The organism is Oceanibaculum nanhaiense (assembly GCF_002148795.1).
GTDB classification, from domain to species: Bacteria; Pseudomonadota; Alphaproteobacteria; order Oceanibaculales; family Oceanibaculaceae; genus Oceanibaculum; species Oceanibaculum nanhaiense.
This window is the reverse complement of the sequence record NZ_MPOB01000007.1, coordinates 64,586-90,248: the sequence shown is the minus strand read 5'-3', so window position 1 is coordinate 90,248 and position 25,663 is coordinate 64,586. Positions and strand designations below refer to the sequence as shown.

General features: G+C 66.1%; 27 protein-coding genes. 17 read left to right on the top strand and 10 right to left on the bottom strand.

What is annotated here, in order from left to right:
• Positions 1 to 74: 74 nt before the first annotated feature.
• A complete protein-coding gene (ptsP, locus tag BKM74_RS13685; protein WP_086466267.1) occupies positions 75 to 2,309 on the bottom strand; it encodes a phosphoenolpyruvate--protein phosphotransferase in 2,235 nt (744 codons plus the stop codon).
• Between the two features lie 23 nt (positions 2,310 to 2,332).
• On the opposite strand from ptsP, the gene BKM74_RS18770 reads away from it, so the two are divergent.
• Positions 2,333 to 2,500, top strand: a complete 168-nt coding sequence (locus tag BKM74_RS18770; protein WP_176342539.1) for a hypothetical protein — start codon at positions 2,333 to 2,335, stop codon at positions 2,498 to 2,500.
• Here the strand turns inward: BKM74_RS18770 and BKM74_RS13680 are convergent.
• The gene (locus BKM74_RS13680) at positions 2,479 to 3,699 is read right to left on the bottom strand and encodes an aspartate kinase (RefSeq protein WP_086466266.1); all 1,221 of its coding nucleotides are present in this window, start codon (positions 3,697 to 3,699) and stop codon (positions 2,479 to 2,481) included. The genes BKM74_RS18770 and BKM74_RS13680 overlap by 22 nt on opposite strands.
• 149 nt (positions 3,700 to 3,848) lie before the next feature.
• On the opposite strand from BKM74_RS13680, the gene ubiG reads away from it, so the two are divergent.
• Both ubiG and BKM74_RS13670 read left to right on the top strand, forming a co-directional pair.
• On the top strand, positions 3,849 to 4,580 hold the full coding sequence (gene ubiG / locus BKM74_RS13675) for a bifunctional 2-polyprenyl-6-hydroxyphenol methylase/3-demethylubiquinol 3-O-methyltransferase UbiG (RefSeq protein ID WP_086466265.1): 732 nt from the start codon (positions 3,849 to 3,851) through the stop codon (positions 4,578 to 4,580).
• Between the two features lie 10 nt (positions 4,581 to 4,590).
• A complete protein-coding gene (locus tag BKM74_RS13670) occupies positions 4,591 to 5,325 on the top strand; it encodes a class I SAM-dependent methyltransferase (RefSeq protein ID WP_086466264.1) in 735 nt (244 codons plus the stop codon).
• A 7-nt stretch (positions 5,326 to 5,332) separates the two neighbouring features.
• Here BKM74_RS13670 and BKM74_RS13665 read toward each other — a convergent pair whose 3' ends face one another.
• The 4 genes from BKM74_RS13665 to BKM74_RS13650 form a co-directional block, all read right to left on the bottom strand.
• A complete protein-coding gene (locus BKM74_RS13665; protein WP_086466263.1) occupies positions 5,333 to 6,517 on the bottom strand; it encodes a M20 aminoacylase family protein in 1,185 nt (394 codons plus the stop codon).
• Between the two features lie 93 nt (positions 6,518 to 6,610).
• Complete coding sequence (locus BKM74_RS13660) at positions 6,611 to 7,318, bottom strand: RluA family pseudouridine synthase (RefSeq protein ID WP_086466262.1); 708 nt, start codon at positions 7,316 to 7,318, stop codon at positions 6,611 to 6,613.
• Positions 7,315 to 7,725 (bottom strand): cupin domain-containing protein, encoded by a 411-nt coding sequence (locus BKM74_RS13655; RefSeq protein ID WP_176342538.1) that lies wholly within the window; start codon positions 7,723 to 7,725, stop codon positions 7,315 to 7,317. Before BKM74_RS13655 ends, BKM74_RS13660 begins: the two co-directional genes overlap by 4 nt.
• 41 nt (positions 7,726 to 7,766) lie before the next feature.
• A complete protein-coding gene (locus tag BKM74_RS13650; protein ID WP_086466261.1) occupies positions 7,767 to 8,120 on the bottom strand; it encodes a hypothetical protein in 354 nt (117 codons plus the stop codon).
• Between the two features lie 216 nt (positions 8,121 to 8,336).
• On the opposite strand from BKM74_RS13650, the gene BKM74_RS13645 reads away from it, so the two are divergent.
• The 3 genes from BKM74_RS13645 to BKM74_RS13635 are packed head-to-tail and all read left to right on the top strand — an operon-like array spanning position 8,337 to position 10,315.
• On the top strand, positions 8,337 to 8,813 hold the full coding sequence (locus BKM74_RS13645) for a MaoC family dehydratase (RefSeq protein ID WP_086466260.1): 477 nt from the start codon (positions 8,337 to 8,339) through the stop codon (positions 8,811 to 8,813).
• 25 nt (positions 8,814 to 8,838) lie between these two features.
• Positions 8,839 to 9,633 (top strand): SDR family NAD(P)-dependent oxidoreductase, encoded by a 795-nt coding sequence (locus tag BKM74_RS13640; RefSeq protein WP_086466259.1) that lies wholly within the window; start codon positions 8,839 to 8,841, stop codon positions 9,631 to 9,633.
• Positions 9,634 to 9,649: 16 nt separating this feature from the next.
• On the top strand, positions 9,650 to 10,315 hold the full coding sequence (locus BKM74_RS13635; protein WP_086466258.1) for an aspartate/glutamate racemase family protein: 666 nt from the start codon (positions 9,650 to 9,652) through the stop codon (positions 10,313 to 10,315).
• 59 nt (positions 10,316 to 10,374) lie between these two features.
• Here BKM74_RS13635 and BKM74_RS18555 read toward each other — a convergent pair whose 3' ends face one another.
• Positions 10,375 to 10,569 carry a hypothetical protein gene (locus tag BKM74_RS18555; RefSeq protein WP_140056089.1) on the bottom strand — a complete coding sequence of 65 codons (195 nt, stop codon included), beginning with the start codon at positions 10,567 to 10,569 and terminating at the stop codon, positions 10,375 to 10,377.
• On the opposite strand from BKM74_RS18555, the gene BKM74_RS13630 reads away from it, so the two are divergent.
• The 5 genes from BKM74_RS13630 (at position 10,559) to BKM74_RS13610 (ending at position 13,595) form a co-directional block, all read left to right on the top strand.
• Positions 10,559 to 10,861, top strand: a complete 303-nt coding sequence (locus BKM74_RS13630) for a BufA1 family periplasmic bufferin-type metallophore (RefSeq protein WP_086466257.1) — start codon at positions 10,559 to 10,561, stop codon at positions 10,859 to 10,861. The two genes, BKM74_RS18555 and BKM74_RS13630, sit on opposite strands and share 11 nt — an antisense overlap.
• A 62-nt stretch (positions 10,862 to 10,923) precedes the next feature.
• The gene (gene bufB, locus BKM74_RS13625) at positions 10,924 to 11,784 is read left to right on the top strand and encodes an MNIO family bufferin maturase (protein WP_086466256.1); all 861 of its coding nucleotides are present in this window, start codon (positions 10,924 to 10,926) and stop codon (positions 11,782 to 11,784) included.
• Positions 11,777 to 12,544, top strand: coding sequence for an HvfC/BufC N-terminal domain-containing protein (locus tag BKM74_RS13620; RefSeq protein ID WP_176342537.1), 768 nt, complete (start codon positions 11,777 to 11,779; stop codon positions 12,542 to 12,544). Before bufB ends, BKM74_RS13620 begins: the two co-directional genes overlap by 8 nt.
• A complete protein-coding gene (locus BKM74_RS13615) occupies positions 12,541 to 12,984 on the top strand; it encodes a DoxX family protein (RefSeq protein ID WP_086466254.1) in 444 nt (147 codons plus the stop codon). Before BKM74_RS13620 ends, BKM74_RS13615 begins: the two co-directional genes overlap by 4 nt.
• A 182-nt stretch (positions 12,985 to 13,166) precedes the next feature.
• Positions 13,167 to 13,595, top strand: a complete 429-nt coding sequence (locus tag BKM74_RS13610; RefSeq protein WP_086466253.1) for a CBS domain-containing protein — start codon at positions 13,167 to 13,169, stop codon at positions 13,593 to 13,595.
• Between the two features lie 12 nt (positions 13,596 to 13,607).
• Here BKM74_RS13610 and BKM74_RS13605 read toward each other — a convergent pair whose 3' ends face one another.
• Both BKM74_RS13605 and BKM74_RS13600 read right to left on the bottom strand, forming a co-directional pair.
• Complete coding sequence (locus BKM74_RS13605; protein WP_086466345.1) at positions 13,608 to 13,919, bottom strand: ArsR/SmtB family transcription factor; 312 nt, start codon at positions 13,917 to 13,919, stop codon at positions 13,608 to 13,610.
• A 102-nt stretch (positions 13,920 to 14,021) separates the two neighbouring features.
• The gene (locus BKM74_RS13600; RefSeq protein ID WP_086466252.1) at positions 14,022 to 15,356 is read right to left on the bottom strand and encodes a dicarboxylate/amino acid:cation symporter; all 1,335 of its coding nucleotides are present in this window, start codon (positions 15,354 to 15,356) and stop codon (positions 14,022 to 14,024) included.
• Positions 15,357 to 15,508: 152 nt separating this feature from the next.
• On the opposite strand from BKM74_RS13600, the gene BKM74_RS13595 reads away from it, so the two are divergent.
• From BKM74_RS13595 to BKM74_RS13580, 4 genes are read left to right on the top strand one after another with little or no spacing between them, the layout of a single operon-like run.
• Entirely contained in the window at positions 15,509 to 17,011 is a 1,503-nt protein-coding gene (locus BKM74_RS13595) for a thymidine phosphorylase family protein (RefSeq protein WP_086466251.1), read from the top strand.
• Entirely contained in the window at positions 17,008 to 18,621 is a 1,614-nt protein-coding gene (locus BKM74_RS13590) for an MBL fold metallo-hydrolase (protein ID WP_086466250.1), read from the top strand. Before BKM74_RS13595 ends, BKM74_RS13590 begins: the two co-directional genes overlap by 4 nt.
• Entirely contained in the window at positions 18,618 to 20,060 is a 1,443-nt protein-coding gene (locus BKM74_RS13585) for an alanine/glycine:cation symporter family protein (RefSeq protein WP_086466249.1), read from the top strand. Before BKM74_RS13590 ends, BKM74_RS13585 begins: the two co-directional genes overlap by 4 nt.
• A 22-nt stretch (positions 20,061 to 20,082) precedes the next feature.
• Positions 20,083 to 22,791 carry a bifunctional acetate--CoA ligase family protein/GNAT family N-acetyltransferase gene (locus tag BKM74_RS13580; RefSeq protein ID WP_086466248.1) on the top strand — a complete coding sequence of 903 codons (2,709 nt, stop codon included), beginning with the start codon at positions 20,083 to 20,085 and terminating at the stop codon, positions 22,789 to 22,791.
• On the opposite strand, the gene BKM74_RS13575 is transcribed toward BKM74_RS13580, so the two are convergent.
• The gene (locus BKM74_RS13575; RefSeq protein WP_140056088.1) at positions 22,788 to 23,240 is read right to left on the bottom strand and encodes a hypothetical protein; all 453 of its coding nucleotides are present in this window, start codon (positions 23,238 to 23,240) and stop codon (positions 22,788 to 22,790) included. The genes BKM74_RS13580 and BKM74_RS13575 overlap by 4 nt on opposite strands.
• A 168-nt stretch (positions 23,241 to 23,408) precedes the next feature.
• On the opposite strand from BKM74_RS13575, the gene BKM74_RS13570 reads away from it, so the two are divergent.
• On the top strand, positions 23,409 to 24,152 hold the full coding sequence (locus BKM74_RS13570) for a cyclic nucleotide-binding domain-containing protein (RefSeq protein WP_086466344.1): 744 nt from the start codon (positions 23,409 to 23,411) through the stop codon (positions 24,150 to 24,152).
• A 162-nt stretch (positions 24,153 to 24,314) separates the two neighbouring features.
• Complete coding sequence (locus BKM74_RS13565) at positions 24,315 to 25,652, top strand: NAD(P)/FAD-dependent oxidoreductase (RefSeq protein ID WP_086466343.1); 1,338 nt, start codon at positions 24,315 to 24,317, stop codon at positions 25,650 to 25,652.
• The last annotated feature ends 11 nt before the right edge of the window (positions 25,653 to 25,663 follow it).

Genomic DNA, 25,663 nt, shown 5'->3' with positions numbered 1-25,663 from the left:
TCAAACAGAATCAATATAATGGAGCATACACCAGAGATATAGTATTAGCAAACACTACACACCCTCAGGCGATCCTACAAAATAACGCCGTAATCTTTTGCGAAAGAACGGAGTTTGCGGCGCAGGGAATGATCGGGTTGGTGCAGCAGCGTCAGGATGTATTCCTGGGCCTGTGCCAGGTCCAGGCTACGCACCATGCTCTTCACCGGACCGATTCCCGCCGGGTTCATCGACAGGCGGCGGAACCCCAGCGCCAGCAGCGCCATCGCATCCAGCGGCCGGCCTGCCATCTCGCCGCACACGGTGATCGGCTTGCCGGCGGCATCCGCCTTCTCCACGATCCCGCGCAGGAAGCACAGCATGGCTGGTGCGAGACAGTCATAACGATCGGCCAGAAGCGGGCTGCCGCGGTCGCTGGCGAAGAAGAACTGCAACAGATCGTTGCTGCCGACCGACAGGAAATCGACCCGCTGCAAAACCTGGTCGAGCTGCCAGTAGAGCGACGGCACCTCGATCATCACCCCGACCGACAGGGGCTGCGGCAGCGGCCGCCCGGCCGCCGCCTCGCGCGTCATTTCCATATCGAGCACGGCGCGCGCCACATCGATTTCCGCGACCTCCGCCACCATCGGGAACATCACCGACAGCGGCCGCCCCGCCGCCGCGCGGATCATCGCGCGCAGCTGCTGGCGCAACATCGCCGGCCGGTCGATGGAAATGCGCATGGCGCGCCAGCCCATCGCCGGATTCTCGTCATCGTCATAGCTGAAATAGGGCAGCCTTTTGTCGCCGCCGACATCCAGCGTGCGGAACACCACCGGACGGTCGCCGGCACGTTCCAGCGCGCGGGCATAAATCTCCACCTGGCTCTGCATGTCGGGATAGGCCGAGCGGATCATGAACGGAATTTCCGTGCGGTAGAGGCCGATCCCCGCCGCCCCGGTCTCCTCGACATGGGTCAGGTCGGCCAGCATGCCGGCGTTCAGCAGCAGCCCGACATCGACGCCATCCTTGGTGCGTGCCGGCAGGTCGCGCAGCGCAGCATAGCCCGCCTTCTGCTGCTTGCGGGCGCCCATAGCCGCCGCAAAATGCTCCAGCACATCCTCGCCCGGCCGCACCATGACCAGGCCGTTATCGCCATCGACGACGATCTGGTCGCCACTCTCTACCCGGGCGACGATGCCGGACACGCGGCCGATCACGGGAATGTCCAGCGCCCGCGCAACGATGGCGACATGCGAGGTGACGGAGCCCTCCTCCAGCAGCAGTGCGCGCAGGCTGGCGCGGTCATAGTCCAGCAGCTCCGCCGGTCCCATCGAGCGCGCGATCAGCACCACATCGTTCGGCGGCAGATCGACAAGAAGATCGGGATCGCCGGACAGATGCTGCAGCAGCCGCATGGCCAGATCGTCGAGATCCAATAACCGCTCGCGCAGGTAAGGGTCAGTGATCTGGTTCATGCGGGCGCGGGTGTCGTTCTGCACCTTCTGTACCGCCGCCTCGGCGGTGAGGCCGGTGCGGATCGCCTCGGCGATACGACCGATCCAGCCGCGATCCTCGGCGAACATGCGATAGGATTCCAGAATGTCGCGATGCTCGCCCGCATCGATATCGCTGTCCACCGCATCAATCATCCGGGCAATCGCCGACTGCATGCCGGCCAGCGCGGTGCGGAAGCGCAACAACTCCTCCTCCGCATCCTCGGCCACCACGCGGCGGATGACGACCTGGCGCTGGTGCAGCACGGCCTGGCCGATGGCCAGCCCGCCATTGATTTTCACGCCCTCCAGCCGCGAGGGCAGCATGGCATTGCCCTCGGTCGAGAGCATCTCGGCCGGCTTGATCAGTTCGCCGGTGGCAACCAGTTCCGCCAGCACCATGGCGATGGTTTCCAGATGCTCGGCTTCTTCCTCGGTATATTGCCGGCGCGTCCGGTTCTGCACGGCGAGCACGCCCAGCACCTTGCCGGAGCGCAGAATCGGCACGCCCATCAGCGAGGCATAGACTTCTTCCCCGGTTTCCGGGCGATAGGCGAATTGCGGATGGGCCTGCGCGTCGGCCAGCGCCAGCGGCCGGGCATGCGCGGCGATATCGCCTACCAGGCCTTCGCCGATGCGCAGCCGCGTGCGGTGCACCGCCTCGGGATTCAGGCCTTCGGTGGCGAACAGTTCCAGCAGCTCGCCGGCGCGCCTGATATAGACCGAGCACACCTCGGCCACCATGTCGGCGGCGATCACCGTCACGACCTGTTCGAGGCGTTCCTGCGCGCTGCCAGGTCCGGCCATGACATCGCGCAGCCGCTTCAACATCTGACGCGGCTGGGGACGTACGCTTGCAGGTGACATCAGCGAAGAATCCCGAGCCGGCCCGGCTTGAGGAGGGGTCGCGGGCCGCGCCAGACCATGGCGCCACCGGCGCGCTGACAGGCCTGCCGATCGGCAGTTCCGGTCATCGCGAGGGCGGCGGCATGGATCATCGTCAGGCGGCGTCCAGCCCGTAGGCGGTGTGCAGCGCGCGCAAAGCGAGCTCGGTATATTCCTCGTTGATCAGCACGCTGATCTTGATCTCCGAGGTGGAGATGACCTGGATGTTGATGCCGCGGTCGGCCAGCGTCTTGAACATGGTCTGCGCGACGCCGGCATGGCTGCGCATGCCCACGCCGATGACCGAAACCTTCACGACATTGGGGTCCGGCGTGATCGCCTTGTAGTCCAGATCGGCCTTGCGCGATTCCAGCACCTGCACGGTACGGTCGAGATCCGCCTTGGTGACGGTGAAGGTAAGGTCGGTGGATTTACCGTCCTCCGACACGTTCTGCACGATCATATCGACATTGATCGCCGCATCGGCCAGCGGCCCGAAGATGCCCGCCGCGATGCCCGGCCGGTCGGCGACCTTCACCAGGGTGATCTTCGCCTCGTCCTTGGAATAGGCGATGCCGCTGACGACTTGCTGTTCCACGATCTCTCCCTCATCGACTACCATGGTGCCGGGCGCATCCACGAAGCTGGACAGCACCTGCACCCGCACCCCGTGATTCATTGCCAGCTCGACCGAGCGGGTCTGCAGCACCTTCGCCCCGAGGGATGCCATTTCCAGCATCTCCTCATAGGTGATCTTATCCAGCTTGCGCGCCTTCGTCACGATGCGCGGATCGGTCGTATAGACTCCATCCACGTCGGTGAAGATGTCGCAGCGGTCGGCATTCAGCGCGGCAGCCAGCGCCACGGCGGAGGTATCCGACCCGCCGCGCCCCAGCGTGGTGATTCGATTGTCCGGCCCCAGCCCCTGAAAACCGGCGACGACCGGGAACTGGCCATCCTTCATGCGCTTGACGAGATCGCCGGTGTCGATCCCCAGAATACGCGCCTTGCCGTGCACGCCGTCGGTGCGCACCGGAATCTGCCAGCCCAGCCAGGACCGCGCATTCACGCCCACGGCCTGCAGCGCCAGCGCGGTCAGGCCGGCGGTCACCTGCTCGCCCGAGGCGACGACGGCGTCATATTCGCGCGCATCGTGCATCGCCGCCGCTTCGCGCGCATACGCCACCAGCTTGTTGGTCTCGCCCGACATGGCGGAAACCACCACCGCCACCTCGTTACCGGCATCAACCTCGCGCTTCACGCGCTCTGCCACCGCCTTGATGCGGGTCATGTCGGCGACCGATGTGCCGCCGAATTTCATCACGATACGCGCCATAACAGCCCCTTCGGCCAAGTCCCCGCGCCGATGGCCCCCTCGAAAGCGGTTGCCGGGCGCAAGCCGGGCCCATACATACTCTGTGGGTTGTGCCGGAGCAAGGCTGCCGGGACAGCCAGACTTACCTTTTTCGACGAAAGGCAACAGCAATGGGCAGCACGGTTGACGCAAGGGAAATCGCGCAGTTCGCCGCCATCGCGGATGCCTGGTGGGACGAGGAAGGCGCGTTCAAGCCGCTGCACCGGCTGAACCCGGTCCGGCTGCGCTATATCCGCGACAATCTGTGCGCGCATTTCGGACTCGATTCCGAGGCGCCAAAACCGCTGGCTGGCCTGCGCCTCGCCGATGTCGGCTGCGGCGGCGGACTGTTGTGCGAACCGCTGACCCGGATGGGGGCGACCGTCACCGGCATCGACGCCGCCGAGGAAGGCATCGCCGCCGCCAGGGCGCATGCCGAAGCGGTCGGGCTGGAGATCGACTACCGCGCCGCCACCGCCGAATCGCTGGTCGCGGCGGGAGAGAGTTTCGACGCCGTCATTTCCATGGAGGTGCTGGAGCATGTCGCCGATGTCGATGCCTTCCTGGCCGCATGCCGCGACCTGACCCGGCCGGGCGGGGCGCTGGCGCTGTCCACGCTGAACCGCACGCCGAAATCCTACCTGATGGCCATCGTCGGCGCGGAATATGTGCTGCGCTGGCTGCCGCGCGGCACGCATGACTGGAAGAAATTCATCCGCCCGTCCGAACTGGCGGCAGCGCTGCGCCGGCAGGGGCTGGAGATGACGGACCTGACCGGCATCGAGTACAGCCCGCTGGCCGACCGCTTCTCGCTGGGCGACGATCTCGGCGTGAACTATCTGGCTTTCGCGACGCGGCCCTGAAAACGCGGTCATGACCCAGAATATCTACGACGATTCCGGCTTCTTCGAGGGCTACAGCCAGCTGCCGCGTTCCGTACACGGGCTGGCGGCGGCGCCGGAATGGCCGGCGCTGCGTGCGCAGCTGCCCGACATGAAGGGGCTCAGGGTGCTCGATCTCGGCTGCGGCTTCGGCTGGTTCTGCCGCTGGGCGCGGGAGCAGGGTGCGGCCAGCATGCACGGCGTCGATGTGTCGGAGCGCATGCTGGCGCGCGCCCGCACGGAAACATCCGATTCGGCAATCACCTACGAACGCGCCGACCTGGAAAGCTTCGCCATCGCACCGGGTTCCATCGACCTCGCCTACAGTTCGCTGGCCTTCCACTACATCCGCGATCTGGCGGGGCTGTTCGCGCGCCTACATGCCGGGCTGGCGCCGGGTGGGCGCTTCGTCTTCTCGGTCGAGCATCCGCTGTTCACCGCCCCCTCCCGCCCCGGCTGGGTGACGGACAAGGACGGCAAGCGGACCTGGCCGCTGGACATGTATCTCGGTGAGGGGCCGCGCGTGACCGACTGGCTGGCCCCCGGCGTGGTGAAGCAGCACCGCACCGTCGCAACCTATCTGACGCTGCTGATGCAGGCGGGCTTCGCGCTGACCTTCATCGACGAGTGGGGGCCAGACGCGGCGCAGATCGCGGAACGGCCGGACTGGGCGGCCGAACGCGACCGCCCGCCCTTCCTGCTGATCGCCTGCCGCCGCGACGGCTAACCGTGGCTTACACGCCTTCCTTCTGCAGGAAGCGCTCCACCGTCTGGGCGTAGAGGGCAGCCCCCAGCGGCAGGATCTTGTCGTTGAAGTCATAGCCCGGATTGTGCACCTCGCAGGAGGTCTCGCCGACGCTGTTGCCGCCGCCGCCGATCAGCATGTAGGCACCCGGACGCTCCAGCAGCATGGAGGCGAAATCCTCCGACCCCATGACCAGATTGCCGTTGCGCTCCACATTCTCCTCGCCGACCAGTGCGGCGGCGCAATCGGCATAGAGGTCGGTTTCCTCCGGATGGTTCACCAGCGGCGGGAACTTGCCGCGGAAGCTGAGCTCCGCCGTGGCGCCGAAGCCCTCCGCGACCGAGGCCGCGATGCGGCGCATATTGTCCTCGATCAGCTTCATGTTCTCCTTGGTGAAGCAACGCGCCGTGCCGCGCATCACCGCCGTTTCCGGGATGACGTTGTAGGCGTCACCGGCATGGATCTGGGTAATCGACAGCACCGCCGTATCCTGCGGACGCATGTTGCGCGACACGATGGTCTGCAGCGCCGTGGCGATATAGGACGCGACGACCACCGGGTCGATGCCGGATTCGGGGCGCGCGCCATGTGCGCCCTTGCCCTTGATGTTGATGTCCCAGGACGCGCCGCCGGCCATCATCGGGCCGGTACGGATGGCGAACTTGCCCGGTTCCAGGCTGGGGCGGTTATGCATGCCGAAGATGGCATCGCAGGGGAACTTGTCGAACAGCCCGTCGGCCAGCATGGCGTCGGCGCCACCCAGCCCTTCCTCGGCCGGCTGGAAGATGAAATGCACCGTGCCGTCGAAATTCTTGGTCGAGGCCAGATAGCGCGCCGCCCCGAGCAGCATGGTGGTGTGGCCATCATGGCCGCAGCCATGCATCTTGCCGTCGAACTTCGAGGCGTGCGGCAGGCCGTTCGTCTCCTGCATCGGCAGGCAGTCCATGTCGGCGCGCAGGCCGATCGATTTATGCGCGTTGCCGACGCGCAGCGTGCCGACGACGCCGGTCTTGCCGATGCCGCGCGCCACCTCGCAGCCCCAGCCCTTCAGCTTCTCGGCGACGATGTCGCTGGTGCGCTCCTCCTCGAAGCCCAGCTCGGGGTGCATGTGGATGTCGCGGCGGATCGCGGTCAGTTCGTCGTGATAGGCGGAAATCTTCTCGAGAATGCTCATCGGCCTGCCTTTTGGGTCTGGGGGTCTGGTTGATCTTCGTTGCCGCCAGCAAAGCACGAAGCCCGCCCGGGTGCCAAGCGCGGGCGGTGCATATCAGCCGCCATACCCGCACGCCCGGAGCGCCTTCAGCATGTGCGCGGGCGGTTCGGCGGTGACAGAGACCGGGTCGCGCTTCGGATAGAGCGGCACGCTGACAGCACGGGCATGCAGATGCAGCGGCACGCCGCCAGTTTCTCCCCCCAATTGGCCCGGCACGGGTCCATAGACCGGGTCGCCGAGAATCGGCCAGCCCATCGAAGAACAATGGATGCGCAGCTGATGGGTACGGCCGGTCAGCGGCTTCAGCTCCAGCCAGGTCACCCCACCATTTGGGCCATCGGCCCGGCCCAGCACGCGGAAGTCGGTCTGCGAGGGCTGGCCTTCCGGATCGACCACCATCTTCCAGCCGCTCTTCTTGTTGAGTTTCGACAGCGGCTTGTCGATATGGCCGGCCTCCTCGGCCGGGCCGCCCGCGACCACCGCCCAGTAGGTCTTGTCGATGCCGCCGGAGGAGAAAAGCCGTCCCAGCTTCGCCAGCGCCTTGCGGTGCCGGCCCAGCACCAGGCAGCCGCTGGTGTCGCGGTCGAGCCGGTGGGCGAGCGATGGCGGCTTCGGCAGGCCGAAGCGCAGCGCGTCGAACAGCGCCTCCAGATTGGGGCCGCCCTTCGGTCCGGCATGGCAGGGCAGCCCCGCCGGCTTGTCGATGATCAGCATCAGCCCGTCACGATGCAGCACCCGGGCCTGCAACTCCTCGGCTTTCAAGGTGCCTCGATCGCCACGGTCTCGAATTCGGCAGGGCTGACGATCTCGATCAGCTCCAGATCCGCCGAATGCTCAATCTCGCGGTGTTTGATGCCGGGCGGCTGATAGACGCAGGAGCCGGGCTTCAGCACCACCTCGCCGACGCCGTCATACTCGAAGCGCACCCAGCCCTTCAGCACATAGACCATCTGGAAATCGAGATTGTGATAATGCCAGCCGCCGGTCGCCTTGTGGCCGTCCTTGGCGCGGATCACATGCGCCTGCACCTTGCCGCCGCTGACCCCGGCCATGCCGAGATCGCGGTAATCGAAGAATTCGCGCAGGCCGCCATCGAACCCGGCCGCGTCGGCATGCGTCACCACGAAATCATCTGCGGGCCGTTTTGCCGGCTTGTCCAGTTCCGCCATGTCATCCTCCCTCACTGCCGTTTCCGCCATCCTAGAGGGGATCAGGCGGTTCCGCTATCGGGGCCAGAATCGGGACCAGCATCGGGGCCAGAACGCACGACACTCTCCACCGCGCCCAGCGCCTCATCGACCAGCTGATGCGCCATCGCCGTGGTGGTCAGCGCCGGTGCCGGGATCATCGCCGTGCGCACCGCCAGCGCCATGGCGAGTGCCTGGAGAATGTCGCCATTCGCGGTCTCGCCCAGCGTGCGGACATCGCGGTCGAGCGCGCCCAGGAGGGTGTTCACCAGCTGCGACACCCGCATCGGCGAGGCAGTGTCCTTGTGCAGCGGGAAGGAGAAATCGAGAACCGCCCCGGTCTGGGTGTGGGCGGTGAAGGGAAGGGTTTTGGCCAAAGGAACCTCGGCGTTGTTCGAAACGATCCTTCTTATACTGGACCCATGCCCGCCGATGTCGAGAGAGACCAAGCCATGTCACGAAGGCCCCCATGTCATGAAGGCACTCATGTCATGAAGGCCCCCATGTCATGAAGACACTGGCGATATCCGGTTTCTGCCCTTACCGTTCCGCGCAACGAGAAAAGCACCGCAAAACATCCACGGGGAACTCCCATGAGCGACGGGCACGATGACATCCCGAAAATCGGGGTCGGCTTTCATTTCGAGGATCTGCACCAGGGCATGCGGTTCCGCACCGCCAGCCGCACGCTGACCGAGGCCGACCTGGTCAATTTCTGCAACATGACCTGGCTGACCGAGGAGCTGTTCACCAACACCGCCCATCGCGGCGAGATGGCGCTGACGGAGCGCGTGGTGCCGGGGGCGCTGGTCTATTCCTTCTGTGAGGGGCTGATGCTGCCGATGATGCAGGATACCGGCCTCGCCTTCCTGCATATGGAACTCGACGTGAAGGCGCCGACCCGCGTGGGCGACACCATCACCGTGTTCTGCGAGGTGATTGAGCATCGGCTGACCTCGCGCGGCGACCGCGGGCTGGTGCGCACCCGCAACAGCGTACGCGACCAGGATGGACGCGAAGTGCTGGTCTATACGCCGCTGCGGTTGATAAAGCTGCGCGGCAAGGCGTGATCCGGAAACGAAGGAAAACACAAGAATGCTCAGTCTGAAAGGCAAGGTGGCGCTGGTCACCGGCTGCGGCTCCAGCGGCCCCGGCTGGGGCAATGGCAAGGCCATCGCCACCCTGTTCGCGCGCCAGGGCGCCATCGTCGTCGGCGTCGATATCAATCTCGCCGCCGCCGAGGAGACGAAGAAGATCATCGAAGGCGAGGGCGGCCTCTGCGAGGTCGCCAGCTGCGATGTCACCGACCTGGCGCAGGTGCAGGCGCTGGTGGACGGCATCGTCGCGCGCCATGGGCGGCTCGACATTCTGGTGAACAATGTCGGCCAGTCGGAGCCGGGCGGCCCGGTCGAGATGGCGCCGGAGGTCTGGGACCGGCAGCTGCAGCTGAACCTCACCACCGCCTATAATGGCTGCAAGGCGGCGATCCCCGTCATGGAGCGCCAGGGCGGCGGGGCCATCGTGAACATCTCCTCGGTCGCCGGGCTGCGCTATATCGGCAAGCCGCAGGTCGCCTATGCGGCGGCAAAGGCGGCGCTGATCCAGTTCACTAAGACCACCGCCGTGATCCACGCGGCGAAGAAGGTGCGGCTGAACTGCGTGGTGCCCGGCCTGATCTTCACGCCGCTGGTCACAAGGCTGGCCGACAAATATGCCGGCGGCGATTTCGATGGCTTCGTCGCCAAGCGCAACGCCCAAGTGCCGATGGGCCATATGGGCGAGGCCTGGGACATTGCCAACGCCGTGCTGTTCCTCGCCTCCGACGAGGCGAAATATGTGACCGCGACCGAGATCGTCGTCGATGGCGGCATCACCGCCACCACGCCCTGAGCGCCGGAGAGAAATCATGACCGACCCCACGCCCCGCATCATGCTGATCCACGCGCTGCGCGAATCGCAGGTGCCCGCCTGGCGCGCCTTCGAGGCAGGCTGGCCCCAAGCCCGCATCTTCAATCTGCTCGACGATTCGCTGTCGGCCGATGTCGCGGCGCGCGGCAAGCTGACCGACGACATGATCGAACGTTTCCTGACGCTGGGTCGCTACGCCGCCGGCACCGGGGCGGATGCGATCCAGTTCACCTGCTCCGCCTTCGGCCCGGCCATCGAGGCGGTGAAGCGGGACCTCTCCATCCCGGTGTTCAGCCCCAGCGAGGCAGCCTTCGAGGCGGCGCTTGAAAAGGGCTGCCGCATCGGGCTGATGGTCACTTTCCCGGTCTCGCTGACGCTGCTGGGCGACGAGCTGACCGCCATCGCCGCGAAGAAGGGCAGGCCGCTCGATATCCACGGCATCCTGGTGGATGGCGCCATCGCCGCGCTGCAATCCGGCAATGTCGCCGAGCATGACCGGCTGGCGCTGGAGGCGGCAAAGAACCTGCCGCCGCTCGACGCGCTGGTGCTGGGGCAGTTCTCGCTGGCGCATATGGCCGGGCCGATAGCGCAAGCGACCGGCCTGCCGGTGTTCACGACACCCGACAGCGCGGTCACGAAACTGCGCGGACTGCTCGATTCCTGACCGGGAACGGCACAGGACATGGCGCGGGATTCTTCCGGTTTTCCGCGCCATTAAAGAGATCACGCACGCCTCACATCAGCGTGATTGCTGTTGATTTTCCTCCCTTCCAGTAATTCGCCATTCTGTGCCGGCGATAAACGGGCATACGCCAAATAAAGCATTGCCCAGTATTTGTTGCCGACTAATGCGAAATCTGCGGAAGACGCGGCAACGCCGCGCGCCGCGACATGAAGGAGGATCACGATGAAGCTCAACAGCATGGCCCTGGGCGCCGCCCTGGTTTCCGCCCTCACCCTGACCGCCGCCAACGGCGTGCAGGCCCAGTCCGCCAATATGGAGAAGTGCTTCGGCGTCTCGATGGCCGGCAAGAATGACTGCGCCGCCGGCCCCGGCACCACCTGCGCCGGCACCTCGAAGGTGGATTATCAGGGCAATGCCTGGAAGCTGGTCCCGAAGGGCACCTGCGAATCCATGGTCATCAAGACGATGGACGGTAAGGAAGTGAAGGGCAGCCTGACGGCGCTGAAGCGTAACCTGCCGAGCTGAAAGCCGGACCACGGAAAGGGCGGTGCCGGGGGTGCCGCCCTTTTCGATCCCGCGAGGCACCCATGACCCATGGCAACCCGACCATCCCTGCCCGCGCCGGCGCCGGCTTCAAGCTGGGGCATGCCGCCGACATCGCGCACGACCGTCCCGATATCGGCTGGTTCGAGGTGCATCCCGAAAATTACATGGTCGAGGGCGGGCCGCGTCTGGCCGCGCTCACGCGCCTGCGCGCCGATTATCCGCTGTCGCTGCATGGCGTCGGGCTGTCGCTGGGCAGCGCGGCGCCGCCCGATCTGGGGCATCTGAAAGAATTTCGCCGGCTGATCGACCGCTTCGATCCCGGCCTGATTTCCGACCATCTATCCTGGTCGGCCGAGGGTGGTACCTATTTCGCCGATTTGCTGCCGCTGCCGCTCACCGAAGAGGCGCTGGACATTGTCTGCCGCAACATCGTCATCGCGCAGGATGTGCTGCGCCGCCCGCTGCTGATCGAGAACCCGTCGGTCTATGTTGGCTTCGAGGGGGCGGAAATGGACGAGCCTGAATTTCTCATCCAGCTCGCCCGGCGCACCGGGTGCGGCCTTTTGCTGGACGTGAACAACGCCTATGTCAGCGGCCGCAATATGGAGTACGACCCCGCCGCCTATCTCGATGCTTTTCCCGGTGATCTGATCGGCGAGATCCATCTCGCCGGCCACACAATCGAACGCCATCCGGAAGGCGAGTTGCTGATCGACACTCATTCCACCGCCGTGCCGGCTCCGGTCTGGCAGCTCTATGAGGCGCTGATTGCCCGCATCGGCCCGCGCCCGACGCTGATCGAATGGGACAATGACGTGCCCTCCTGGCCGGTGCTGGCCGCCGAGGTGCAAAAGGCCGACGGGATTATCGCCGCGCTGGCGCGGGAGCCGGCTCATGCTTGAAATCGTTCAGGCCAACTTCGCCGCTGCGCTGCGCTGGCAGGACACACCTCCCGCCGGTCTGGTCGACGATCCGCAGGGCAGGCACCCGCTGACCCGGCGCTTCGCGGTCTATCTGAACAATGTGCATCACGGGCTGACCCAGGCGCTGGCCGATGCCTATCCGGTGGTGCGGCGGCTGGTCGGTGACGACTTCTTCTCCGCCATGGCGCGGCTCTATGTGGCGGAGAACCTGCCGCGCACGCGCGGCCTCACCCATTATGGCGACCGCTTCCCGGCTTTCCTGTACCGGTTTCCACCGGCCCGCACCCTGCCCTATCTGGCCGATGTGGCGCGGCTGGAACGCGCCGCGCTGGAGGTGCTGCATGCCGCCGACGCCCCCGCCGCGACGCCGTACGATCTGCTGGCGCTGGGCGAGAGCCTCGCGGAAATACCGTTGCCGCTGCATCCCGCCGTGCGGCTGATCGCCTCGCGCCATCCCGCCCTCGCCATCCATGCCGCCAACAGCGGTGACACAACGGGTGACGAAGAGATCGAGGACCGGCCGCAATCCGTGCTGATCTATCGCGACGGGCCTGCCGTCCGATACACCGAAATCACCGTCGCCGAGTTGCACCTGCTGCGCCGCCTGAAGGCTGGCTGGTCCCTTGCCCGCATCGCCGAAACCTGCCCGCCGCAGCAGGAAGGCGCGGGGCTGGTCGCGCGTTTCCAGCGTCTGGCCGCGCTGCCGATTTTCACCCTGCCGACCGGAGACACAGCATGACACCGCACCAGCTTCTCGCTGCTGGCCAGGCCATAACCGACCGTCTTCAGCCCTTCGCCCTGCTCGCGCTGCGCCTGCCGGTCGCCTGGGTGTTCTGGGCCTCGGCCCGCACCAAGGTGGAGGGCTGGAACATCTTCGCCCCCAGCCCCAGCGCCTTTTTCCTGTTCGAGCATGAATACGGCCTGCCCTTCCCGGTGCTGTCCGCCCATCTCGCCACGCTGGCCGAACATATCCTGCCGGTGCTGCTGGTGCTGGGGCTGGCGACCCGGCTGGGCGCGCTGGGCCTGCTCACCATGACCCTGGTGATCCAGCTTTTCGTCTATCCCGACGCCTGGGTGTCGCATCACATGTTCTGGGCTTCCATCCTGTTCGCCGTGCTGGCGCTGGGGCCGGGCCGTTTCTCGCTGGACCATCTGATCTTCCGGCGACTGCAGGGCTGACCTGTCCACTTCTCGGCCTGCCGCGATTGCCAAGCCGCCTGTTCCGGGCCATCATCGGAACATTAGAAACAATAAATACGTCTATAGAGAATCGGGTCGCCCGGTTCCGGCGCTGTCTCTTCCGCGTGGCCCCGGGCGCCCGCCTGCAAAAGACGGCCAGAAACAGACGGGAGGATAAGGCCATGCTGGTATCCGATATTCTGAAGACCAAAGGCTCCGACGTCGTCGCCGTGCCGCCGACCATGGCGGTGTCCGACGCGGCAAAGCTGCTGGCGGAAAAGCGCATCGGTTCGGTGCTGGTGCTGGACAAGGAGAAGATCGCCGGCATCCTGTCCGAGCGTGACATCGTGCGCACGCTGGCCGCCGAAGGGGCAAGCTGCCTGGACGGCCCGGTCTCGCGGCTGATGACCGCCAAGGTGGTGACCTGCCGGCCGGATCAGTCGATCGGCGACGTCATGGAGCTGATGACGACAGGCCGGTTCCGCCATGTGCCGGTGGTCGAGGACGGCCACCTTGCCGGCATGATCTCCATCGGCGATGTGGTGAAATGGCGGCTGGAGGAAGCGCAGGAGGAAGTGCGCCAGATGGCGGCCTATGTAAGCGGCGCCTGACGGTCCTGCCGTTTATCGCCGCCGGGATATCTCTTCCGGTCCGCAGAACAGATCGTGCAGCAGGGCGATGACCTGCTGCGCCGCCGGATCGTCGATGCGGTAATAGATCGTCTGCCCGTCGCGCCGGGTGCTGACCAGCCTGTCCTTGCGCAGCAGGGCCAGATGCTGGGAGACATTGTTCTCCCGCACGTCCAGCACATCGGCGATCTGCCCCACCGATTTTTCCGATTCGACAAGGCTGCACAGGATTTTCAGGCGAGTCGGGTTGGACAGTGCCTTCAGCAGTTCGCTGGCCTGTTCCGCCGCCGCAGAGAGTCGCGTCATTTCCATTTGTTCGTATATATGGAAATCTCCCGGCGTCGGCAAGCGCGCGGCAAGGCGGCACGCCGGCTTCCTGATCACCGCCACCGTGCGTCTGGTCTCCGGTCAGGCCGGTGTCTCATCCTCCCGCGCGGACCAGCGTTCGATCAGCAGCGCCGTCACCAGATCGCCGTTCACATTCACCGCCGTGCGGCACATGTCGAGCAGCCGGTCCACCCCGATGATCAGCGCGATACCGGCCGCCGGGATGCCGACACCGGTCAGGATCGTCGCCAGAATGACGATCCCCACGCCGGGCGTGCCGGGCGAACCGATGGAGGTGCCGACCGCCGTCACCACGATCAGCACCAGAGCGGCGAGGCCCAGTTCGATGCCGAACACCTGCGCCAGGAACACCGCGGCCACGCCCTGATACAGGGCGGTGCCCGACATGTTGATGGTGGTGCCCAGCGGCACCACGAAACGCGACACCGCCGACCTGACATGCAGCTTGTCTTCCGCCGTGCGCAGCGACATCGGCATCACCGCAGCCGAGCTGGAGGTCGAAAAGGCCAGCAGCGTCACCTCGCGCACCGCCTTCAGATAAGTGAGCGGTCGCCGCCCACCTGCCAGCCAGGCGAGCAGGATGAAGGCCGCGTACAGCAGCCCCAGCCCCAGCAGCACGGTGCCGACATAGGCGGCCACGCCCACAATGGCGCTCAGCCCGACCTTCGCCGTGATTTCGCACAGCAGGCCGAACACCGCAAAGGGGGCCAGCTTCATGACCCAGCCGACCACCACCATGCAGGCGGCCTGGATCGACCCCATCAGATCGAAGAACGGCCGTGCCTGCTCGCCCGGCACCATCAGCAAGGCGCCACCGATCAACGCCGCGCCGATGACGATCTGCAGCATCGAGCCCTCGGCCAGATCGGAAAACGGATTCTGCGGAATGATTCCGATGATGCGGTCGGTCAGCGGAAGATCGCCGCCCACCGGCGCGATGCCGGAGACCAAAGTGTCACCCGCCATCGAGGCGATCAACCCGCTGTCGATCTGCAGGCCGGGTTGCAGCGCAAAGGCCAGCGCCATACCGATCACCACGGCCAGCGCGGTCATGGCGGTGAAGATCGCCACCACGCGCCCGCCCATTGCCCGCAGCGTGTCGATATCACCGCCGGCGGCGATACCCCGCACCACCGACGCCAGGATCAGCGGCACCACGACGAATTTGATGAGCGCCAGGAACAGATGGCCGGGAAAGGCCAGCCATTCCACCAGGCGGGCGATCCAGTATGACGGCAGCAGCGTCGTCTCCCCCAGGAATGTGCCGACGGCGATGCCCATAGCCAGCCCGGCCAGCACCTTCAGCCACAGCCTTTCCCGGCTCATCCGGCCGAGCGGTGCGGTATTGTGAATCAGCGAGCGCTGCTCAAGCGGGTTGGTATCGTGTAACGTCATGGCACTTTCCCGACGGGAGGATGGACGCTGTGATCGGCATGATGGGACGAAATGCTGCCGACGACAGCCTTGCCAGAACCAAATGCATCTTCGGTTGGCGATCCTTGACCCAGATCAACCTCACCATACCGGCGAACGGCTAGTTTGCACGCATGTTGAAACTCAAACGCATCGGCATCGACACCCACCGCGAGAGCATCGTCTATCTCAATCGCGGTTGTACCCTCTATCAACCGGAGGAATTCCAGGCGCTGGCCAAGATCGAGGTGGTCGGGCCGGGCCGGCAGATGCCGGCGACGCTGAACATCGTCGATGATCCTGAATTGCTGACGCCGGACGAGCTGGGCCTGTCGGAGGAAGCCTTCCGCCTGTTCCGCCTGCCCGAGGGCACACCGGTTTCCATCGGCCATCCCCGGCCGCTGGAAAGTCTGGAAGCCGTGCGCGCCAAGGCGCAGGGCCATGTGCTGTCGGCCGCCGACTACAATGCCGTCATCCGCGACATCGCCGCGCTGCGCTATTCCAAGATGGAGATCGCCGCCTTCCTGGTGGCCTGCGCCAGCTTCATGACCACGGAGGAAGTGCTGAACCTCACCCGCGCCATGGCCGCCGTCGGCCACCGGCTGGACTGGGGCGACAAATGGGTGGTGGACAAGCACTGCATCGGCGGCATCCCCGGCAACCGGACCTCGATGATCGTGGTGCCGCTGGTGATGGCGCATGGCCTCATTATTCCGAAAACCTCGTCACGCGCCATCACCTCCCCCGCCGGCACCGCCGACACGATGGAGGTGCTGGCCCGGGTCGATATCGAGACAGACGAGATGCGCGCCATCGTGGAGCGCATCGGCGGCTGCCTGGTCTGGGGCGGCCGGGTGAATCTGTCGCCCGCCGACGATGTGATGATCACGGTGGAACGCCCGCTCGGCATCGACACGCGCGAGCAGATGGTGGCCTCCATCCTGTCGAAGAAACTGACCGCCGGCTCGCGCTATCTGGTGCTCGACATTCCGGTCGGCCCCACCGCCAAGGTGCGCTCGCAGGGCGAGGCGATCCGGCTGCGCAAGCTGTTCGAGCACATCGCCGGTGCGGTCGGGCTGACGCTGGAGACGATCATCACCGATGGCAGCCAGCCCATCGGGCGCGGCGTCGGCCCGGTGCTGGAGGCGCGCGACGTCATGGCGGTGCTGCGCAACGATCCCGAGGCCCCATCGGATTTGCGCGAGCGCAGCCTTTTGCTGGCCGGCGCGCTGATCGAGAGCGACCGCAATGTGAAGGGCGGGCAAGGCATCCGCCGCGCCCGAGAACTGCTGGAAAACGGGGAAGCGCTGAAGGCCATGGAGCGCATTATCGACGCGCAGGGACCGGCCAGTCAGAAGCTGGAGCCCAGCACCCAATGCCATGAGGTGGTGGCGCCGCGCGCCGGTATTGTGGAGGCCATCGACTGCCTGCGCATCGCCCGTGTCGCCCGCATGGCCGGTGCGCCGGCCTTCAAGGGGGCGGGCGTCGATCTGCTGAAAAAAGCCGGCGACCCGGTGCGCGCGGGTGAGCCTTTGTACCGCATCCATGCCGGGCTGAAGGCGGATCTGGATTTCGCCGCCGAACTGGCGGGACAGGACACGGGCTATCTCGTGGATGGAGTCGCGGAAACGGCATGAGCATCACCCTCACCTTCCATGGAGCCGCCGGCACCGTCACCGGCTCCTGCTACCGCCTCGATGTCGGCAAGAAGAGCCTGCTGATCGATTGCGGCATGTTCCAGGGCGACAAGACGCTGAAGCAGCTGAACTACGATTCCTGGCCGTTCGACCCGAAGCGGATCGACGCGGTGCTGATGACCCATGCCCATATCGACCATAGCGGCCTGATTCCGAAACTGACCCGGGCCGGCTACAAGGGGCCCATCATTGCCACCGAGGGCACGGCGGAGCTGCTGCGCTTCATGCTGCCGGATTCCGGCTCGATCCAGGAGATGGAGGTGGAGCGGCTGAACCGGCGCAACCAGCGCCGCGGCCTGCCGGCCCTGAAACCGATCTATACCCAGCAGGACGCGCATGACGCGCTGGCGCAGATCGAGACGCGGGAATACGAGACCTGGTTCGAGGTGGCCCCCGGCATCCAGGCGCGGTTCTGGAACGCCGGCCACATCCTGGGCGCGGCCTCCATCGAGCTGGCGCTGGCGCAGGGCAACGGCAAGCCGATGAAGCTGCTGTTCTCCGGCGATATCGGGCCGGAAAACAAGGCGCTGGTGAAAAGCCCGGAAGCGCCGCGCGACCTCGACATCCTGGTCATGGAATCGACCTATGGCGGGCGCACCCGGCCGAAGCTGGACCCGCTGCAGCGCCGCGCCGTGCTGGCCGGAGAGGTCAATGCCGCACTGTCGGCCGGCGGCAACCTCGTGATCCCCGCCTTCGCGGTGGAGCGCACGCAGGAGCTGCTGGCCGACCTGAACAAGCTGATCGCCGACGGCACCGTGCCCAGCGTACCAATCTTCGTCGATTCGCCGCTCGCTACCCAGATTACCCAGGTGTTTACCCGCTTTCTCAACGCCGAGGGCGGCGTGCGCACCCCAACGCCGCAGCCCTTCGCCGCCGGCAATGTGCGCTTCACCCGTACGGTTCAGGAAAGCATGGAGATCGAGAAGGTGAAGGGCGGGGCGATCATCATCTCGGCCAGCGGCATGTGCGATGCCGGGCGCATCCGCCATCATCTGAAGAACAATCTGTGGCGCGCCAACGCCACCGTACTGCTGATCGGCTATATGGCGCCGGGCACGCTGGGCGCGCTGCTGGATGCCGGCGAGCGCAGGGTACGCATCCAGGGCGACGAGATCGCGGTCAAGGCGCGCATCCGCAGGCTGGAAATCTATTCCGGCCACGCCGACCATGACGAGCTGCTGGACTGGTTGCGCGACAGGCTGCCGGTCCGGCGCGGCCTGTTCCTGACGCATGGCGAAGTGGAGGCGGCAGCCAGCCTGCGCGGCGCGATTGCCGGCTGGAAGGAGGAGCTATCCGCCATCACCGTGCCGCATATCGACGAGAGCTACCGGCTGGACGGCAAGCGCCCCGTACGGATTCCGCCGGATGGTGCGCCACGCCGCCTCGACCGCTATGCCGAGGCAGAGGCGCTGGCCGGGCATGACTGGCACAATGACTATGCGCGACTGATGCTGCACGTACAGCAGCGGCTGCGCGGCATGGAGGACGATGCGGCGCGCAAACGCCTCATGCGCAAGCTGCAGCGCATGGTCGAAGCGGCCCCGAAATGAGCCTCGCCTCGCTGGATAGCTATATCGACGACCGGCTGTCGCCCTATGCCGATGCGGTCGCCGGCATCGTCTTCTATTCAGTGCGCGTCGCCGGTGCCGATATCAGCCTGATCGTGGTCTGGCTGATCCTTGGCGCCTGCTTCTTCACCGGCTATCTGGGTTTCGTCAATCTGCGCGGCTTCGGCCATGCCGTACGGCTGGTCACCGGCAAGGTGCGCGAGCCCAGCCGCGCGCCGGGCGAGGTCTCGCACTTCCAGGCGCTCTCGACGGCGCTGGCCGCCACGGTCGGCCTGGGCAACATCGCCGGCGTGGCGGTCGCCGTCTCGGTCGGCGGGCCGGGAGCGACCTTCTGGATGATCCTCGCCGGCCTGCTCGGCATGTCCTCGAAATTCGCCGAATGCACGCTGGGCGTGAAATACCGGCGGGTGAATGAAGACGGGTCGGTTTCCGGCGGACCGATGCATTACCTCAGCCACGGGCTGGCGGATCGCGGCCTGCCCCGGCTGGGAAAATTCCTGGCAGCCTTCTTCGCAGTCTGCTGCATCGGCGGGTCGCTGGGCGGCGGCAACATGTTCCAGGTGAACCAGGCCTACAGCCAGTTCGTCGGCGCGACCGGCGGCGCATCCAGCTTCTTCGCCGACAAGGCCTGGCTGTACGGGCTGATCGTGGCGGTTCTGGTCGGCCTCGTCATCATCGGCGGCATCCGCTCGATCGCGCGGGTCACCTCGAAGTTGGTACCGCTGATGGCCGCGGTTTACTGCACCGCCGCCCTTCTCATCCTGATCCTCAATTACGACCGGATTCCCTGGGCCTTCGGCATGATCGTCAGCGGCGCCTTCTCGCCGGAAGGGGTGACCGGCGGCTTCCTCGGCACGCTGATCCAGGGCTTCCGGCGCGCCGCCTTCTCCAATGAGGCCGGCATCGGTTCCGCCGCCATTGCCCATTCGGCGGTGAAGACGAAGGAGCCGGTGACCGAAGGCTATGTCGCCCTGCTGGAGCCCTTCATCGATACGGTGGTGATCTGCACCCTGACGGCGCTGGTCATCATCGTGACCGGCGTCATCCCGCCGCCCGGTGCGGTGAACGGCGTGGCGCTGACCTCCAGCGCCTTCGCCAGCGCGTTTTCCTGGTTCCCGGCAGTGCTGGCGCTGGCGGTCAATCTGTTCGCCTTTTCGACCCTGGTCGCCTGGTCTTATTACGGCAGCAAATGCTGGGCGTATCTGCTGGGCGAGAACCGCATGCTGGACATTCTGTTCAAGCTGATCTTCTGCGGCTTCGTGGTGATCGGCGCGACAATGAATCTGGAATCGGTGCTGGAATTCTCCGACTCTATGATCTTCGCCATGTCCCTGGCCAATCTGGCCGGACTGTACATTCTGGCCCCGGTGATCCGCGCGGCGCTGCGCGACTATGAAGCGCGTGGCCTGAGCAAACGCTAACCGCCCCGACAGGAGAGCACGCATGAGCGTTCGCAATCTGGAACATCTCTTCAAGCCCGCCTCGGTGGCCCTGATCGGCGCCAGCACGCGGGCCGGATCGGTCGGCGCGGTGGTGGCGCGCAACCTGTTCAACGCCGGATTCAAAGGGCCTGTCATGCCGGTCAACCCGAAGCATCGCGCGGTGGAAGGGGTGCTGGCCTACCCGGATGTCGCCAGCCTGCCGCTGACGCCCGATCTGGCGGTGATCTGCACCCCGCCGGACAGCGTGCCCGGCCTGATCGCCGAGCTGGGCGCGCGCGGCACGAAAGCCGCCATCATCATCACCGCCGGCCTGGGTGCGCCCGACCACAATGGCAACGGGAACGGCGGCACACTGCGGCAGGCAGCGCTGGATGCGGCAAAACCGCACCTGCTGCGCATCGTCGGGCCGAACTGCCTGGGCATCATGGCGCCGGGCACCGGGCTGAACGCCAGCTTCGCACATATAGCACCGCGCGCCGGCGACATCGCCTTCGTCACCCAGTCGGGCGCCATGGTGACCGCCGTGCTGGACTGGGCGGCGGCACGCAGCGTCGGCTTCTCGCATTTCGTGTCGCTGGGTGACATGGCGGATGTGGATTTCGGCGACATGCTGGATTATCTGGCCGCCGATCCCGGCACCAGGGCGGTGCTGCTCTATATCGAAGCGGTTACCGACGCGCGGAAATTCATGTCGGCGGCGCGGGCCTGCGCCCGCCTGAAACCGGTCATCATCATCAAGGCCGGCCGCCATGCGGAGGGGGCAAGGGCGGCTGCCTCGCACACCGGCGCACTGGCCGGGTCCGATGCGGTCTATGACGCCGCCTTCCGGCGGGCCGGCGCGCTGCGCGTCTATGAGATGCGCGAACTGTTCGATGCGGTGGAGACGCTGGCCACGGCCCGGCCGCCGCAGGGCGAGCGGCTGGCGATCCTGACCAATGGCGGCGGGCCCGGCGTGCTGGCCACCGACGCGCTGATCGATTTCCACGGTACGCTGGCCGAGCTGGCGCCGGAGACGATGGCCCGGCTGGACGCGGCGCTGCCCGCCACCTGGTCGCGCGGCAATCCGGTGGACATCATCGGCGACGCCCCGCCGGCACGCTATGCCGAGGCGCTGAAGGCGCTGCTGGCCGACCCGAACAGCGATGCCGTGCTGGTGCTGAACTGCCCGACGGCGGTGGCCGACAGCACCGAGGTCGCCCGCGCCATCATCGACGCCGCGGCAGGCTCGAAGCGTACCCTGCTGACCAACTGGCTGGGCGATCCGGCCGCCGCCGAGGCCCGCCACCTGTTCACCGAGCAGCGCATCCCGACCTACGCCACACCGGAACAGGCGGTGCGCGGCTTCATGGATCTGGTGCAGTTCCGGCGCAATCAGGCGCTGCTGATGGAAACCCCGCCCTCGCTGCCGGAGAATTTCGTGCCGGACCGCGACCGCGCCGGCAAAATTCTCGGTGCGGTCCTGGCCGAGGGGCGCGACTGGCTGTCGGAATCCGAGGCGAAAGAGGTGCTGGCCGCCTACCAGATCCCCGTCGTGCCGACCCGCATCGCCCGCACCCCGGCCGAGGCCGCCACCCATGCCGAGGAGATGGCCGGGCCGGTGGCGCTGAAAATCCTGTCGCCCGACATCACCCATAAATCCGATGCCGGCGGCGTGGCGCTGAATCTCGAAACGCCGGAGGAAGCCCGCCTGGCGGCCGAGACGATGCTGGCCACGATCCGCCGCCGGCAGCCGAAGGCCCGGCTGGAGGGCTTCACCGTGCAGCCGATGATCCGCCGGACGCATGCGCACGAGCTGATCGTCGGCATGACCGACGACCGCCAGTTCGGCCCCGTGCTGCTGTTCGGCCAGGGCGGCACGGCGGTCGAACTGCTGGACGACAAGGCGCTCGCCCTGCCGCCGCTGAACATGAAGCTGGCGCACGAGACGATGGCCGAAACCCGGATCATCCGGCTGCTGCGCGGCTACCGCGACCGGCCCGCCGCCGACCTGGACGCCATCGCGCTGACCCTCATCAAGATATCGCAGCTGGTGTGCGATTTTGCCGAGATCGCCGAGCTGGATATCAATCCGCTGCTGGCAGACGAGAAGGGCGTGATCGCGCTGGATGCCCGCATCCGGGTGGCCAAGCCGGAGCGGAGCGGCACCGCAAGGCTGGCGATCCGGCCCTATCCGCAGGAGCTGGAGCAGGAGATGGTCGTGCGCGACGGCAGCCGCTATGCCGTGCGGCCGATCCGGCCGGAGGACGGCCCGGCGCTGCAGGCGCTGTTCGCCAGGCTGGCGCCGGAGGATATCCGCATGCGCTTCTTCTCGCCGCTGAAATCGCTGCCGCCGGCGCTGGCCGCGCGCCTGACCCAGATCGACTATGACCGGGAAATGGCGCTGATCGCCAGCCCCATCCTCAGCCCCACCCCCGGGCATGGCCAGGCGCCGGAGGCGGAGATATCCGCCGTGGTGCGCATCAGCTGCGACCCGGATAATGAACGCGCGGAATACGCCATCCTGGTGCGCAGCGATCTGAAAGGGCGCGGCATCGGTTATGGGCTGATGAATCTCATCATCGCGCACGCACGGCAGCGCGGCATCCGGGAAGTGTTCGGCGATGTGTTGCGCGAGAACCAGCCCATGCTGCAGCTCTGCCGCGACCTGGGATTCACCGCGATGGAGTCGGAGGAAGACCCCGCCCTGGCGCGCATGGTGCTGCAGATTTAGGAGGTCGGCACCTTGCGGATCTGCGGATTGTCGAGCAGGTAGCCGCGCGCCGCAAACAGCGGATGCAGCCAATGTGCCGCGACCTTCATGTAGTTCGACGGCGTCGCCATCAGGATTGCCCCGCATCCCCGCGACTGCGCCAGATCGTCGATCGCCTGCAGCAGTGCAAGCAGCACCGGTTCGGCATCGATCAGATCGACCGCCGCCAGATGGCAGATGCGCAGGATGCGCCCATAATGCAGATGCTGCTCGCGCTGATAGGCAAACAGGCCAACGATATAATCCTGCTCGTTGAAGGCGCCGGTCAGGCCGGTAGCCCCCTCTTCTGGCGAGCCGGTGGCATAGGCCCGCCATTGTTCGAGCGTAACTTCCGGCGCGGCCGCCTGCACGACAGGAAAGGCCTGTTCGACCAGATTCGCTGTCACCGGGCGTATGGAAAACGCACGCACCTCTGCCACCCCTTGTTGTGCCTAGTGGGGCATACTGATATCGTCCGGAAAGCAGGGCATTGATTTGCATCAACGCTACGGTTCCGAATGAACATTGGAACTTGACGGGCAGAGATGGCTTGCTGTTCCCGCAGGGGCTCTTTGCCCTTCGGTGGAAGGATGGTTTTCGTGACCGGCGCGACAAGCACAGGAAAACTCCATTGCGACTGGCAGGAAGGGGCACTCGGTTCGCCCTGCAATGCCTGTCAGGTCCGTGGCCTGACCATCTGTGCGCCGCTGACCCACGATGATTTGCAGCACATGGTGAGTATCGTCAGCGAACGCCAGCTGGAGCCGGGCGGTACGCTGTTCAGCGAGGGCGACCCCGCCGACCATCTGTTCAACATCACCGCCGGCACGATCATGGTCTATCGGCTGCTGACCGACGGCCGGCGGCAGATCACCGGCTTCCTGTTTCCGGGGGATTTTCTGGGGCTGGGCAGCGACCATACCTATCGCTACAGCGCCGAGGCGCTGACGCCGGCAACCGTCTGCCGTTTCAAGCGCCCGGCCCTGCAGGAGGCGCTGGAGAAATTCCCGACGATGGAAAAACGGCTGTTCGGCATGGCCAGCAACGAACTGGCGGCGGCACAGGACCAGATGGTCCTGCTGGGCCGCAAGACGGCGCAGGAAAAGCTGGCCTCCTTCCTGCTGATGCTCTCCAGGCGGGCCGAGCGGCGCGGCCAGAAGCCGACCCCGATCCCGCTGGCGATGAAGCGGTCGGAAATCGGCGATTATCTCGGTCTCACCATCGAGACCACCAGCCGCGTCTTCACCAAGATGAAGCAGAGCGGCGTGATCGCCCTGCTGCCCTCCAGCCATATCGACATCCGCGATTTCGATGCGCTGGAGGAACTGGCGGAACAGGGCTGACCGCGTCTTCCCGGACGGTATAAGGCCGAATCACCCTCCAGACCGGCCGCTTGATCCAGATCAATGAGCGCATCGGGCTCATATCTTTATATTTTCAAATATAAGCCGATAATGGCGAGGGGCGGCAATCACCCACCCCTCGGAAATGGAGGAATGCGCCCCATGCCGGACATTGATTTCTCGCGGCTCGACCGCCGCGCCTTCCTGAGGGCCACGCTGGCGGTAACGGTTGCGGCGGCGGGCCTTCCCCTTGCCTCGTCACGCGCCAGTACCCAGGCGCTGGCGCAAAAGACACCGGCCCGCATCGCCATCGCCGGGGCGGGTGCCGCCGGCCTGGCGGTAGCGGCGCAACTGGCACGCCGTCTGGACCGGGCGGAGATCACCCTGATCGACGACCGCATCACCCACCTCTACCAGCCGGGTTTCACGCTGGTGGCAGCGGGGTTGTGGAGTCCGGATCGGGTGCAGTGGGCGAATGAGCGTTACATTCCCTCCCGCGTGCGCTGGGTGCGCTCACAGGTCGCCGAATTCGATCCCGAGGCGAACCGTGTCGTGGCCAAGGACGGCACGGCGGTACCCTACGATTTCCTGATCGTCGCCACCGGCCTCGATCTGCGCTACGACCTGATCGAGGGCATGGAAAAGGGGCTGATCGGCACGGAGCATCGTATCGGCAGCGTCTATGCCGGTCCGGAGGCCGCGTTCCGCACCTGGCAGGCGATGGCGCATTTCCGCGAGCAGGGCGGCGACGCCGTGTTCACCCGCCCGCCCGGTGATCTGAAATGCGCCGGCGCGCCGCTGAAGATGACCTTCATCACGGACGACCGGCTGCGCGAGACCGGCATGCGGTCCCGCGCGCGAGTGACCTATGCCGCGCATGACGGCACGCTGTTCAGCGTGAAGCCGGTGAACGAGAAGGTGAAGGAGCTGTTCGCCGGGCGCGATATCTCGGTCGCCTACAGCCATGTGCTGGAAGCCGTCGATCCCGGCCGCCGCATCGCCCGCTTCCGCCACGGGGCGGAGAGTGTGGAGATGCGCTATGACTTCCTGCATGTGGTACCGCCGATGCGCGCCGCGCCGCCGGTCGCCGATGGCCCGTTGAGCTGGAAGGAAGGCCCGTTCGCCGCCCAGGGCTGGCTGGAGGTGGACCGCGACACGCTGCAGCACCGCCGCTATCCCAACATCTTCGGCGTCGGCGACGTGAATGGCGTGCCGCGCGGCAAGACGGCCGCCAGCGTGAAGTGGCAGGCGCCGGTCGCGGTGCAGAATCTGATCGACACCATGGCGGGCAAGCCGCCGTCCGCCGTCTATAACGGCTACACCTCCTGCCCGATGATCACCCGGATTGGTCAGGCGATGCTGGTCGAGTTCGATTATGAAGGGCGGCTGATTCCAACCCTGCCGCTGATCGACCCGCTGGCGGAAAGCTGGGCCGCCTGGATTGTCGAGGAAAAGGCGCTGCGGCCGGTCTATGCCGCCATGCTGCGCGGTTTCGGTTAAGGGAGAACGCC